This window comes from Acinetobacter sp. AYS6, from assembly GCF_025630795.1.
Lineage (GTDB): Bacteria > Pseudomonadota > Gammaproteobacteria > Pseudomonadales > Moraxellaceae > Acinetobacter.
The window spans coordinates 320,294-334,290 of sequence record NZ_JAOTNV010000007.1 but is presented as its reverse complement, the minus strand read 5'-3'; the positions used below and the strand labels follow the sequence as shown (position 1 = coordinate 334,290).

12 protein-coding genes are annotated in these 13,997 nt (G+C 40.9%); 10 read left to right on the top strand and 2 right to left on the bottom strand.

Translation table 11 applies throughout. The features are described from left to right. Positions 1–81: 81 nt before the first annotated feature. The gene (locus OD757_RS12170; protein WP_263032034.1) at positions 82–294 is read right to left on the bottom strand and encodes a DUF1737 domain-containing protein; all 213 of its coding nucleotides are present in this window, start codon (positions 292–294) and stop codon (positions 82–84) included. Positions 295–454: 160 nt separating this feature from the next. On the opposite strand from OD757_RS12170, the gene gshB reads away from it, so the two are divergent. From gshB to lpxC, 8 genes are all read left to right on the top strand, one after another. Further along, positions 455–1,399 (top strand): glutathione synthase, encoded by a 945-nt coding sequence (gshB, locus tag OD757_RS12165; RefSeq protein ID WP_263032033.1) that lies wholly within the window; start codon positions 455–457, stop codon positions 1,397–1,399. A 237-nt stretch (positions 1,400–1,636) separates the two neighbouring features. Then, positions 1,637–2,734: an undecaprenyldiphospho-muramoylpentapeptide beta-N-acetylglucosaminyltransferase gene (gene murG, locus OD757_RS12160; RefSeq protein ID WP_263032032.1), complete on the top strand. Its 1,098-nt coding sequence runs from the start codon at positions 1,637–1,639 to the stop codon at positions 2,732–2,734. Positions 2,735–2,745: 11 nt separating this feature from the next. Then, positions 2,746–4,194, top strand: coding sequence for a UDP-N-acetylmuramate--L-alanine ligase (murC, locus tag OD757_RS12155; protein ID WP_003654096.1), 1,449 nt, complete (start codon positions 2,746–2,748; stop codon positions 4,192–4,194). A gap of 38 nt (positions 4,195–4,232) precedes the next feature. After that, positions 4,233–5,159: a D-alanine--D-alanine ligase gene (locus OD757_RS12150; protein WP_005300616.1), complete on the top strand. Its 927-nt coding sequence runs from the start codon at positions 4,233–4,235 to the stop codon at positions 5,157–5,159. A gap of 2 nt (positions 5,160–5,161) precedes the next feature. After that, entirely contained in the window at positions 5,162–6,016 is an 855-nt protein-coding gene (locus OD757_RS12145) for a cell division protein FtsQ/DivIB (protein WP_009391444.1), read from the top strand. A 60-nt stretch (positions 6,017–6,076) separates the two neighbouring features. Beyond that, the gene (gene ftsA / locus OD757_RS12140; protein WP_009391393.1) at positions 6,077–7,339 is read left to right on the top strand and encodes a cell division protein FtsA; all 1,263 of its coding nucleotides are present in this window, start codon (positions 6,077–6,079) and stop codon (positions 7,337–7,339) included. A gap of 164 nt (positions 7,340–7,503) precedes the next feature. Then, on the top strand, positions 7,504–8,679 hold the full coding sequence (gene ftsZ / locus OD757_RS12135; RefSeq protein WP_003654090.1) for a cell division protein FtsZ: 1,176 nt from the start codon (positions 7,504–7,506) through the stop codon (positions 8,677–8,679). Between the two features lie 110 nt (positions 8,680–8,789). Continuing rightward, positions 8,790–9,692 (top strand): UDP-3-O-acyl-N-acetylglucosamine deacetylase, encoded by a 903-nt coding sequence (gene lpxC / locus OD757_RS12130; protein WP_151988750.1) that lies wholly within the window; start codon positions 8,790–8,792, stop codon positions 9,690–9,692. A gap of 97 nt (positions 9,693–9,789) precedes the next feature. On the opposite strand, the gene OD757_RS12125 is transcribed toward lpxC, so the two are convergent. Then, positions 9,790–10,230: a DUF721 domain-containing protein gene (locus tag OD757_RS12125; protein WP_263032031.1), complete on the bottom strand. Its 441-nt coding sequence runs from the start codon at positions 10,228–10,230 to the stop codon at positions 9,790–9,792. Positions 10,231–10,337: 107 nt separating this feature from the next. On the opposite strand from OD757_RS12125, the gene OD757_RS12120 reads away from it, so the two are divergent. Then, positions 10,338–11,030, top strand: a complete 693-nt coding sequence (locus OD757_RS12120) for a M23 family metallopeptidase (RefSeq protein WP_009391396.1) — start codon at positions 10,338–10,340, stop codon at positions 11,028–11,030. 249 nt (positions 11,031–11,279) lie between these two features. After that, a complete protein-coding gene (aceE, locus tag OD757_RS12115; protein WP_263032030.1) occupies positions 11,280–13,997 on the top strand; it encodes a pyruvate dehydrogenase (acetyl-transferring), homodimeric type in 2,718 nt (905 codons plus the stop codon).

Below are 13,997 nucleotides of genomic sequence, written 5' to 3'. Positions count from 1 at the left end.
CTATGGGAATTAACTCATTAGTTTTTCTTGTTAATTGAGTTGTGGAGAGGGGCTTTTAGCAATAAAAACTCCCCCTTGGAATTAAGCGTTATTTTTCAGAACATCTAAAATATCCATTTCTGGATCATAATTCTCGTTAATTGTTTTGCAAATTGCTTGTCCCACAATGACATGCGTTCCATTAAAGGTCATGGTTGGCGCTTCATATAATTCCCAACCATGATTCAATGCTTTAGTCACTCGTGCACAAAAAGCAGAGTCATCAGGGCCAGTTAAATAGCGATAAAGTTTCATGTTTAGCCTTTAAAAATAATATTTTATAGTCATAGTTTAACTGAATTTACTTAAATTCCAGATCAAGAAATAACAGATAAGGTTTTACTGAAATTAAGAAAAACCAGTGAAAAATCTCAGCTATACTCATGTTAATTTAAATTTTAAGAAGAGCTTGAGCATGCGTGTACTTGTCGTCATGGATCCGATTGAAACCGTAAACCTTAAAAAGGATTCAACCATGGCAATGTTGTGGGCGGCGAGCCGTCGTGGACATGAATTAGGTTATGCATTACAGCAAGATTTATATATCGATCAAGGTAAGGCTTACGGTCTAATTTCACCGTTAAAAGTTTTTGAAGATTACAATCATTACTATGAGCTTAGCGAAAAGAAAAAAGAATCTATCGCGGCTTATGATGTAGTACTCATGCGTAAAGATCCGCCATTTGACATGAATTTTGTTTACACAACTTACGTGCTGGAACAAGCTGAGCGTGAAGGTTCATGGATTATTAATAAGCCTCAATCATTGCGTGATTGCAACGAAAAACTTTTTGCAACGCAATTTCCAGAGCTACAAGTACCTACACTTGTGACATCGCAACAAAGTTTAATTCGAGAATTTATTAAAGAACATGGTGATGTGATTGTTAAGCCGCTTGACGGTATGGGTGGCATGGGAATTTTCCGTTTATACCAAGACGGCGTAAACATTGGTTCTACCTTAGAAATGCTTACAGAGCTAGGCAACCGTCCAATTATGGCTCAGCGCTATATTCCTGAAATTGTAGAAGGGGATAAGCGTATTTTAATGGTGAATGGCGAACCTATTCCTTACTGTCTAGCCCGTATTCCACAAAATGGTGAAGTTCGTGGCAACTTGGCGGCAGGCGGTTTAGGCCAAGCGCGCCCACTGACTGAAAATGATAAGCTGATTGCAGCTAAAATTGGCCCTTTCTTACGCGAAAAAGGTTTGATTTTTGTAGGCTTAGATGTGATTGGTAATTATGTCACTGAAATTAATGTCACTAGCCCAACGTGTATCCGCGAAATTGATGCTCAATTTGGTACATCAATTGCAGACGATCTATTTGATGTATTAGAAGCTGGTCGTACAGCTTAATTAGTTATTTCAGGTGGTTTTCCGTGGTATTTATGGGAAATCACCTGAAAATATATGAATTAATAAAATAACAATACTAAATACACCACAGCTTTGTAGGCATATTTTCAAAAAAGCACATCTTTCTGTTATAAACGAGTGAAATTAGCTTTTCGTTAATGAAGCTTTAGGATTAAAATAAACGGCTACAAAAATAGATGACAATTTCCATTGTTTTTTGAGTTGAAGAATTAGACCGTGACCGATTCACAGCAAAGCAAACCTAAACATGTCATGATGATGGCTGCCGGTACAGGTGGACATGTTTTTCCAGCCCTCGCCGTAGCCAAAAAACTTCAACAACAAGGTTGTCAGGTTTCATGGTTAGCCACGCCAACAGGTATGGAAAACCGATTATTAAAAGATCAAAATATTCCAATATATCAAATTGATATTCAAGGTGTCCGTGGCAATGGATTAGTCCGTAAAATTGCCGCACCTTTTAAAATTTTAAAAGCCACTTTAAGCGCAATGCGTTATATGAAACAGCTTAAAGTTGATGCGGTTGCAGGCTTTGGCGGTTATGTAGCAGGCCCGGGCGGTTTAGCCGCACGCTTGTTAGGTATTCCTGTACTTATTCATGAGCAAAATGCGGTTGCTGGTTTTACCAATGCGCAGTTGTCTCGTGTTGCTAAAGTCGTCTGTGAAGCATTTCCAAATACATTTCCTGCTGGTGGAAAAGTCGTTACAACAGGAAATCCTGTACGTCATGAAATCACGGATATTTTAAGCCCAAAATGGCGTTATGATGAGCGTGCGCAAGCAGGGCAACCTCTAAATATTCTAATTGTTGGTGGTTCTTTAGGTGCCAAAGCACTCAACGAACGCTTACCTCCAGCATTAAAACAATTACAAGTTCCACTTAATATTTTTCACCAGTGCGGTCAGCAACAAGTTGAGGCAACTCAAGCACTCTATGCAGATGCACCAGCCAATTTAACTGTACACGTTTTGCCGTTTATTGAAGACATGGCAAAAGCGTATAGTGAGGCCGATTTAATTATTTGCCGAGCTGGAGCACTCACGGTAACAGAAGTTGCAACAGCAGGTGTGGCTGCAGTTTTTGTACCACTTCCTATAGCAGTTGATGACCATCAAACTGCAAATGCCAAATTTCTGGCGGATTTCGGTGCTGCAAAAATTTGTCAGCAATCGACTATGACACCAGATGTTCTAAATGAATTGTTCACTTCGCTGATAAACCGCCAATTACTTACAGAAATGGCAGTGAAAGCGCGTCAACATGCCCAACCAAATGCGACTCAGCATGTGGTTGATCTTATCCAAAAAATGTAATCGGATTTACTATGTCTCCATCAACAGCTGCGAACCAAGCAAAAAAACTGATTAAAGTGCCTGAAATGCGCCGTATCAAACACATTCATTTTGTGGGGATCGGCGGTGCTGGGATGTGTGGCATTGCAGAGGTATTGGGTAACCAAGGTTATAAAATTTCCGGTTCAGACATTAAAGCATCTAAAACTACAGAACAATTAGAGCAAAATGGCATCAAGGTTTATATCGGCCATCAAGCGGAAAATATTAAAAATGCCAATGTGCTTGTAGTTTCTACAGCGATTGATCCAGAAAATCCGGAAATTAAAGCAGCGATTGAGCAACGTACTCCAATCGTACGCCGCGCAGAAATGCTAGGTGAGCTTATGCGTTACCGTCATGGTATTGCTGTAGCTGGTACACATGGTAAAACGACAACCACAAGTCTTTTAACGACGATGTTGGCTGAAGAAAACCTTGATCCAACTTATGTTATTGGTGGTTTACTTAACAGTACAGGCGTAAATGCTGCATTAGGTGAAAGCCGTTTCATTGTAGCTGAAGCTGATGAATCAGATGCATCTTTCCTTTATTTGCAACCAATGGCAGCGATTGTAACGAATATCGATGCTGACCATATGGATACCTATGAAGGTAGCTTTGATAAATTAAAAGATACGTTTGTACAGTTCCTTCATAACTTACCATTTTATGGTTTGGCTGTAGTTTGTGGTGATGACGCCAACATTCGTGAAATTATGCCGCGTGTAGGCCGTCCAGTGATTACCTATGGTTTTAACGAAGACAACGACATTCGCGCAATTGATGTTGAACAAGATGGTATGCGTTCACACTTCACCGTATTACGTAAAGGTCGTGAACCGCTACGTTTAACGATTAATCAACCGGGCATGCATAATATTTTGAATGCTTTGGCTGCTATTGGTGTTGCGACTGATGAAGGTGTTTCTGATGATGCAATTAGCCGTGCTTTAGCAGGATTTAGTGGTGTTGGTCGTCGCTTCCAAGTACAAGGCGAATTCGAACTTGCCGATGGTAACGTTAAGTTAGTTGATGACTATGGACACCATCCGAAAGAAGTAGAAGCCACTATTAAAGCTGCTCGTCAGAGCCATCCAGATCGTCGTTTGGTAATGTTATTCCAGCCACACCGTTACTCTCGTACCCGTGATTGTTTTGATGACTTTATTGAAGTGCTCTCTCAAGTCGATCAATTATTATTGTTGGAAGTTTACCCTGCAGGTGAAAAGCCTATTGTAGGTGCAGACAGCCGTACTTTGGCGCGTAGTATTCGTTTACGTGGACAGGTGGAACCGATTTTGGTTGATCCGGTTGAAGGTAATTTGCAAAACATCATGCAAAATGTGTTACAACCAAATGACTTGTTATTAACGCAAGGTGCGGGTAACGTGGGAGCAATTTCTGTAGAACTTGCACAACACCATTTGTATGTGAAATAAACAAAAAAGTATTGAATTATCGGGTTAAGGATTTAAACGTGTCAAATGCTACAAAATTCGGCAAAGTTGCCGTGCTATTTGGTGGGAAATCGGCTGAGCGTGCTGTGTCTTTAGATAGTGGTCAGGCAGTTCTGGATGCTTTATTGCGTTCAGGTGTTCAGGCTGAAGCATTTGATCCGCAAGACCGCAGTGTGACTGAACTTGTAAATTATGATCGTGCATTTATCGTATTGCATGGTCGTGGTGGTGAAGACGGCCAGATTCAAGGTGTACTTGAATGGTTAAATCTGCCTTATACCGGAACAGGTGTGCAAGGTTCTGCCATTGGCATGGATAAAGTTAAAACTAAGCAAATCTGGCAAGGTAGCGATTTACCTACAGCGCCATATCGCATTATTACTAAAGAAACAGATTTAGATGCGGTTATTGCCGAGTTGGGTTTACCTGTCATTATCAAACCTGTACATGAAGGCTCAAGTGTGGGCATGAGTAAGGTTGAGAAAGCGGAAGACTTTGCTGCTGCAATTGAAAAAGCGACTCAGCACGATGCAGTTGTGATGGCAGAAAAGTGGATCACAGGTCGTGAATTCACAATTTCATTCCTAAATGGTCAGCCTTTACCGGTTATTCGTTTACAGCCCCCAGCAGATGTTGCTTTCTACGACTACGAAGCGAAATATCAACGTAATGATGTAGAGTATGGTATTCCTTGTGGTCTAAGTGAGACAGAAGAGAAAAACCTACAAGCATTATGCTTACGTGCTTTTCAGGCAGTTGGTGCAGAAAGCTGGGGCCGTATTGATGCGATGCAGGATGAGCAGGGTAATTTCTGGCTTTTAGAAGTAAACACTGTGCCAGGTATGACCAGCCACTCTTTAGTTCCAAAAGCTGCGAAAGCTGTTGGCTATAGTTTTGATGAATTGTGTGTTGCAATTCTTGAGCAAACATTGGAAGGTACGGCTTAAATATGGCACAACTTCCGGCTTCCATGCGCCGTAAACGTGCGGCCATCACCTCTATTCATGATAAACCGCCTACACGTAAGCAAAAGCTTGCGAATGCTGGTGGATGGGTGCTGTTGGTTATTGCTTTTGTAGTGCTGGCAGTCGGAATTTATGGGCTATATAAAGTTATTACCGATGCAAAAGTTGCAAAGCTAGAAGTTGTGGGTTCGGCGTCTTCAGTTGAAACTCAACAAGTAATGCAGCATGTTGCTCCAATTATAAAAGCGAATTATTTTACATCTGATTTAGAACAGATTCGTGACAAGACATTGGAAATTTCATGGGTAGACCGAGTTGTCGTATCTCGTGCTTGGCCTAATGGTATTCGTGTTCGTGTCATGCCTCGACATGCCATCGCCCGTTGGGGAACAGGTCGCTTGTTAAGCGATGGAGGCGATGTATTTAGTGAGGCAGAACCAACAATTCATCCTGAGCTTCCGTTACTCCATGGTCCGGTAAGCCAGTCGAAAATGATGATGCGACGCTATAATGAAATTAATCAATTATTCCATCCTGTCAATTTGCGCTTAAAAGAGTTATATCTGACGGAGCGAATGACTTGGTTTATGCAGTTTGACTCAGGTTTACGAATTATTGTTGACCAAGATCAAACAATGAATAAGTTGCAACGTTTAAGTCATCTGGCACAATCTGACTTAAAACCGGTGTGGTCGAAAATCTCAGCCATTGATTTGCGATATCGTAATGGATTATCTATTCAATGGAAGAACGCAACACCACCTAAAATTGTGAATGGTCAGTTTGTTGTAACGATTGATGACACAAGCATTGCAGGTGGAACAAAAGCAAAGCCATAATACGTGGCTTTAAAATAGGCAATTTGCCTGGTATTAAACAACAAAGAAATGGTATGAGTGATGAGTGAAGCTGTTCCCTCAGTTGTTGCGATTGACATTGGGACACATAAAGTTTCAGTTTTGATTGGAAAAATTCATGCGCCGGATAACATTCAAGTTATCGGTATGGCAACTGCTCGCAATCGAGGCATGAATAAAGGAAAAATTGTAAGCCTCGATAAAGTCATCGCTGCGATTAAAAATGCTGTTGCTGAAGCGGAAAATATGGCCGAATGTCGCATTCATAGCGCATGGGTATCGATTCCGAGTACCGAGTTGCAAAGTTTTTATGCCTCTGGTCGTACACCAGTTGCTAATCCAGCACATGTTATTACAACAAATGAAGTCGTGCGCGCGTTAGAATTGGCAAAAGCAAGTCATGTGACTTCTGATTACTATTTAGCAAGTGCAGTGCCGTTAGGCTTTGAATTGGGTGATTCTGCTGAATGGGTGCAGAATCCAATTAATATGACTGCCCATAGTATGACAGGACATTATCAGCTCATGATGATGCCTATAGCAACTATGCAAAACCTTGATCGCGCTATGAAAGGTGCAAATATCGGGGTTGAAAAAATGGTGGTATCTTGTCTGGCAACCGCTGAGGCAAGCTTGCTGAAAGATGAAAAAGAGTATGGTGTTTGTCTAGTCGATATTGGCGCAGGCATTACCAATCTTGCTGTTTATCTGGATGGACGTTTAGCTCTGGCTCGTACATTGCAGCGCGGTGGTGAACACGTTACACGTGATATTGCTGCTGTATTGCAAACCACGACAGAAGAAGCTGAACGAATTAAAATTCTGCATGGTTGTGTTGATTTAAGCGCTGTTAAGCCAGATCACATGATTCAGGTTGAAGGAATTGATGGCCCTCAAACTATTAGTCGAATTGAGTTGTCAGAAATTATTATTGCCCGTTATGAAGAGATCTTTAGCCAGATTCGCGATGAACTCGAACAGAGCGGCGCAATTCATGGTTTATACCATGGTGTAGTGTTGACAGGGGATGCTTGTCAAATCGAAGGTATGGTGAGTTTGGCTCGTCGTATGTTGGGGGTATCTGCCCATTTGGGTAATCCGCCGTTACAGGTTTATGCTGATGATCAACATCAGGCAGCATTACGTCGTTCGATGTATGCAACAGCAGCTGGTTTGCTCATGTTTAGCCAAAGTGAGTTGCAAGAAGCTGTTGAAGAGCCTGAAGAGGCAAATGACCGTTCGGTATGGGAGCGAATGGTAAATGGCTGGAATGCATTTAATAGCAAGCTAAAAGCCATTTTTTAGGATGTATGGATTTATTGGTAGAATTGTTAGGAAGTTGTAAGAGAAAACCACTGTACTTGACAAGGTTTGTATTGCACAGCATTCTTAAAATTAGTTATTTTTGAAAATCAAGGCAGTATACGGGCTGAAGTGACTGCCATAATGTATTAGGAACCCTAAAGGTCATGGCCTCATTTGAATTTATAGAAGATGAACTAAACGATGGCAACGGTCAAGCCCGTTTCACTGTATTTGGTGTAGGTGGTGGTGGCGGTAATGCCGTTCAACATATGGTGCAGTCTGATATTCAAGGTGTTAAATTCGTTTGTGCCAATACAGACAAACAAGCACTGGACTGTATGAATGCACCTTTCAAAATTCAGTTAGGCGAGCAAAGCACACGTGGTCTAGGAGCTGGTGCTAACCCTGAAGTGGGGCAAGTTGCAGCAGAAGAAAGCCGTGAAATTATTCGTCACCATCTTGAAGGTACGGATATGGTATTCGTTACCGCTGGTATGGGTGGTGGTACGGGTACAGGCGCGGCACCTGTGGTGGCTGAAGTTGCCAAAGAAATGGGTATTTTGACTGTTGGTGTTGTAACAACTCCATTTAACTTTGAAGGTCGTCGCCGTTTAAAGTCTGCTGAACGCGGTATTGAAGCGCTTGAAGCACATGTTGATTCATTGATTATTATCCCTAACCAACGCTTACTCAGCGTATATGGCGATATTTCAATGAAAGATGCTTATAAAAAAGCTGATGATGTATTGTTAAACGCTGTACGTAGTATCTTTGACCTTGTTGTAAATCGTGGTCACATTAACCTTGACTTCGCCGATTTGAAAACTGCAATGAGTACACGTGGTTATGCCATGATGGGTGCAGGTTTAGGTCGTGGTGAAGATCGTGCACGTCAAGCGGCTGAACAAGCAATTCGTAGTCCATTACTTGATAACGTCAATATTATTAATGCTAAAGGTGTGTTGATTAACATTACTGGCGGTGATGATATTACTTTACGTGAAACTGAAATCATTACTGATGTCGTGAACCAGATTGTTGACCTTGATGAAGGTGAAATCTTCTACGGTACGGTATTTGATCCAGATGCGCGTGATGAATTACGCGTAACAGTGATTGCAACTGGTTTAACTCGTAATGCAGCAGATGCAGAACCGAGAAAACGTAATACAGTAAGTCATGCATCGACTCAATCAGCTCAATCTGTTGATGAAGATGACGTTCCTGCAATTAATAAGCGTCAAAATGCAGACAATGAAGTGAGTAGCACAGCAAGTTCTTCTCCACGTTCTTCTCCAATGAGTATTCAAGATTACTTGAAAAATCAGCAACGTAAGTAAAATATTATTAGATTTTAAAAAAGGCAGTGTTTAAACACTGCCTTTTTTTGTTTTTGATCAATGACTAAATATGCTAACGTATAGCGGTTTTAAAAAAGAAGTTACAAAGCATGGTGAAACAACGTACTCTCAATCGTGTGGTAAAAGCGAGTGGAATAGGTCTTCATAGCGGTCAAAAAGTGATGATCAATTTCATTCCACATACCGCGGATGGAGGTATTGTATTTCGTCGTATCGATTTAGATCCGCCTGTTGAAATCCATGCGAATGCATTGCTCATTCAAGAAGCTTTTATGTGCTCTAACTTGGTGATTGGAGATATAAAAGTTGGAACAATTGAGCATGTGATGAGCGCAATTGCAGGTTTGGGAATTGATAACCTTATTGTTGAGGTATCTGCGTCCGAAGTTCCGATTATGGATGGAAGTGCTGGTCCATTTATTTACCTATTAATGCAAGGTGGATTACGTGAACTGGATGCGCCGAAAAAATTTATAAAAATATTAAAGCCAGTTGAAGCATTAATAGATGATAAAAAAGCAATTTTTAGCCCCCATAATGGTTTTCAGTTAAATTTTACGATTGATTTTGACCATCCAGCATTTGCTAAAGAATATCAATCTGCCACAATCGATTTTTCTACTGAAACATTCGTATATGAAGTAAGTGAAGCTCGTACTTTTGGTTTTATGAAAGATCTGGATTATCTCAAAGCAAATAACTTAGCTTTGGGTGCAAGTTTAGATAATGCGATTGGTGTAGATGACACAGGCGTTGTTAACGAAGAAGGTTTACGTTTCGCTGATGAATTTGTAAGACATAAGATTTTAGATGCAGTAGGTGATTTGTATTTGCTTGGTCATCAAATTATTGCCAAGTTTGATGGCTATAAGTCAGGACATGCTTTAAATAATCAGTTGTTACGCAATGTTCAAAGTGATCCAAGTAATTATGAAATTGTAACATTTAATGACGAGAATGAATGTCCAATTCCATATGTCAGTGTGACATAAGTCATTGTCTTTACTTGGCTACGTTATATTGTAACGTTATAAAGTGTGATTATCATCACATAATAAGAACGATTCTAATTAAGAAATAGAAAGCCCATCATTTTTTATTGCTTGCCAAACGTAGTAAAGCTTGGCTAAGCTTAGGGTCGCTCACAAAGTCGGCTGCACTACGTAACATTTCTTGTGTTTCCGGGGGGATGGGTTTAGATGGCTCAGATGAGGGTGGATTTGGAATATTTTTATTTCTCAAGCGAACCTGAATTCTTTGTAAGTCTTTTAACCCTTCAAGTTGAGATAATTTAGATACATATTGGTTCTGTAAATAACTGAGTTGACTGATCATCGCTTGATTTTCACCAGTAATGATTAAAGAACCATTTTGATAACACACGACCTGCCATTGTTCCGGTTGGGGCAATAAGGGTTGGATAATTTTCGTAAGTCTTTGCCATTGCGCGACTTGCGTTGTTAGAAACGTAAGGTTTCCTGTTTTTATGTGTTTTCCGGTTTGTTGAAAAACGTTATCGGGTTTAGACATGGGTCATTCTCGGATAGATTCTTGTCTTCATCTTAAGCGTTCATTTCGATTGATATCAAGGAAGAGATCATAAGGAACTTGAGTAAGAACAGTTTCAAGAGGTTTTTATGCACACGCGTCGTATTTTATTAGCGTTTTCACTTGCCGCTTCGGCAGCATCAGTTGCTTTTGCAGATTATCAAACAATTAACCAATCTACTGATTCAGATCGATTGGAACAACTATCAAAAACATTATCTCAAGGTTCATACACCCATCCTGACGATTTAGATCTTCCTGCGAGCGCGAAAGTTTCAGTGACCTTACGCCAAAAAACGGTTGAGCTCAACAATGAGTCGCTCGCAAAAAAATATGGCAATACGAGCGCAAAGAACTCTTTCAATGCCTCTTCTTCAAATGCTTACTCTTGGTTAATTGCTCATCCTCTTCCTGATACTGTACGAGTTTCTTCGAACTTTGGTGGTCGTACAATGAGTGGCCGTGCCGAACATCATGGCGGTTTAGATATGGCTGCTCCGAGTGGCACACCAATCTATGCAACAGGCCCAGGTATTGTAACTAAATCTGGTTGGGGTACGGGCTATGGCCAATATGTTGAAATTAACCACGGTAATGGTTATTTAACACGTTATGCTCATGCTTCGCGCTTAATGGTACGTGTAGGCGACCAAGTGTCTGCTGGTGAACATATTGCCAATGTAGGCTGTACTGGCCGCTGTACTGGTCCACATTTGCACTATGAAGTAGTTAAAGATGGTCAACGTAAGAATCCAACCACTTACTTGGCGATGCTTCCATAAAAGCATAGTTAAAAAAGTAAGGTTATTAAATTTATGAATCTAAAACTAAGCTAAACTTTTTTTAACGTAAAGATTGTATAAAAAAACGCCATTATTGGCGTTTTTTTGTTATTTTGTTTAATGCTCGGTCAATGACTATTCATTCAGAAAATAATAGGCCCCCCTCACATTCACCCGTGGCAATAACTAGAGAGGGGTAAAACGTGGTAAAAATACAAAGTAGATTAAAGAACAAGGAACAGGTGAATTATGGCGTTTTACGGTGACTCCGATGCACAAGAAACCCAAGAGTGGCAAGATGCATTCGATTCAGTTTTACAACATATGGGAACTGAGCGCGCGGCATTCTTATTGGAAAAACTTTACCAACAAGCAATTGCTAAGCATGTTCCCATTCAACGTCTCAATACACCTTACTTAAATACAATTTCTGTTGAAGAACAACCTGCAATGCCAGGCGACCAAGATATGGAACGCCGTATTCGTGCATTGATTCGTTGGAATGCCTTAGCAATGGTACTTCGCGCGAATAAAACAGGTGATGATTTAGGTGGACACTTGGCGAGCTTCGCATCAAGTGCAACATTATATGACGTAGGTTTTAACCATTTCTTCCGCGCAAACAGCAATAACTTTGGCGGAGATATGATTTATTACCAAGGCCACTGTGCTCCTGGTATTTATGCACGTTCATTCCTTGAAGGGCGTTTAACTGAAGAACAGTTAAGTAATTTCCGCCGTGAAGTTGGCGGTAACGGTTTACCAAGCTATCCACATCCATATTTAATGCCTGACTATTGGCAATTCCCAACTGTATCAATGGGTCTTGGTCCAATCATGTCGATTTATCAAGCACACATTCAGAAATATTTGATGAACCGTGGCTTGATCAAAGAAGAAGATCGTAAAGTCTGGGCATATCTTGGCGATGGTGAGATGGATGAGCCAGAAAGTACTGGTGCAATTTCACTTGCTGGTCGTGAAAAACTTGATAACTTGATCTGGGTGGTTAACTGTAACTTACAGCGTCTAGATGGTCCTGTACGTGGTAACGGTAAAATCATTCAAGAATTAGAATCTTTATTCCGTGGTGCGGGCTGGCGTGTCATTAAAGTTGTATGGGGCCGTCATTGGGACCCACTTCTTGCAAAAGACAGCTCAGGCGCTTTAAAAGCGGTCATGGAAGAAACAGTTGATGGTGAATACCAACGCTATCAAGTGAAAGGTGGTGCATATACACGTGAGAAATTCTTTGGCAAGTACCCAGAAGCTGCGGAACTTGTAAAAGATTTAAGCGATGAAGACATCGATAACCTCAACCGTGGTGGTCATGACCCTTACAAAGTTTTTGCTGCCTATGCAGAAGCAATGAAAGCCAAAGGTCAACCAACGGTTATTCTTGCGAAAACTGTTAAAGGTTATGGTTTGTCTGAAGAAATTGAGGCGGTGAACAAAACTCACCAAATCAAAAAAATGCAGATCGATTCTTTGAAATATGTACGTGACCGTTTTAACCTTCCATTTACAGACGATAAATTAGAAGAGCTTCCATTCTACCGCCCAAGTGAAAACTCTCCAGAAATGAAGTATATGAAGGCGCGTCGTGAAGCGTTAGGTGGTTACCTACCTGCACGTCGTAAAGAGAGTGAAATTTTAGCGATTCCTGAATTATCTGTATTTGATGCTGTATTAAATGGTTCAGGTGGTAAAGAGCAATCTACCACTATGGTCATGGTTCGTTTAATTGCTGCCTTACTTAAAGAAAAAGCAATTAAAGACCGCGTAGTACCAATCGTTCCAGATGAAGCGCGTACTTTTGGTCTAGAAGGTATGTTCCGTCAGCTTGGTATTTATGCAGCTCACGGTCAAAAATATACCCCAGAAGACCAAGAACAATTAATGCATTACCGTGAAGCAAGTGATGGTCACATGCTTCAAGAAGGGATTAACGAAGCTGGTGCGATGAGCGCATGGGCTGCTTTGGCAACAAGTTATTCAACCAATAACTTGCCAATGATTCCGATGTATATGTACTACTCAATGTTTGGTTTCCAACGTATTGGTGACATTGCATGGGCAGCTGGTGATGCACAAGCACAAGGTTTCTTGTTAGGTGCTACTGCTGGTCGTACCACATTGAACGGTGAAGGTTTACAGCACCAAGATGGTCATTCGCATATCTTGGCGAACACGATTCCTAACTGTGTATCTTATGACCCATGTTTTGGTTATGAGTTAGCTGTAATCGTTCATGACGGTTTACAACGTATGTACGTGAACCAAGAGCGTGTGTTCTATTACTTAACTGTAATGAACGAAAACTACGAGCATCCTGCAATGCCTGAAGGCGCTGAGGAAGGCATTAAACGTGGTATGTACTTGTTCGAAAAAGATGAAAAAGCAACTGTTCAGTTACTCGGTTCAGGTGTAATTCTTCGTGAAGTGATCAAAGCTGCGAAAATCTTACGTGATGAATACCAAATCCATTCAAACGTTTGGAGTGTAACAAGCTTCAATGAATTGTCGCGTGATGGTATGGCATGTGAAGAATACAACCGCTTACACCCACTTACTGAAGAAGTGAAAGAGTCTTGGGTATCTAAACAATTACGCGGTACAGAAGGTATTGTTGTTTCGGCAACAGATCATATGCGTGCGTATAGCGAACAAATCCGTGCTTATCTTCCAGATGGTCGCCCATTTGTAGCATTGGGTACAGATGGTTATGGTCGCTCAGATACACGTGCTAACTTACGTAGTTTCTTTGGTGTTGATGCTGCACATATCGTTGTTGCTACTTTGAAAAAATTAGCTGACGAAGGTGAAGTAGATGCACGTTTAGTTAAAGATGCAATTTCTAACTTTGAGTTAGATACTGATCGTCCAGTGGCATGGGCTCCACAAGCACATCCAGAAGTTCAGGCAGTTGCTGAATACAATGAAGCGCAAACAGGTGAGGGGAACTAA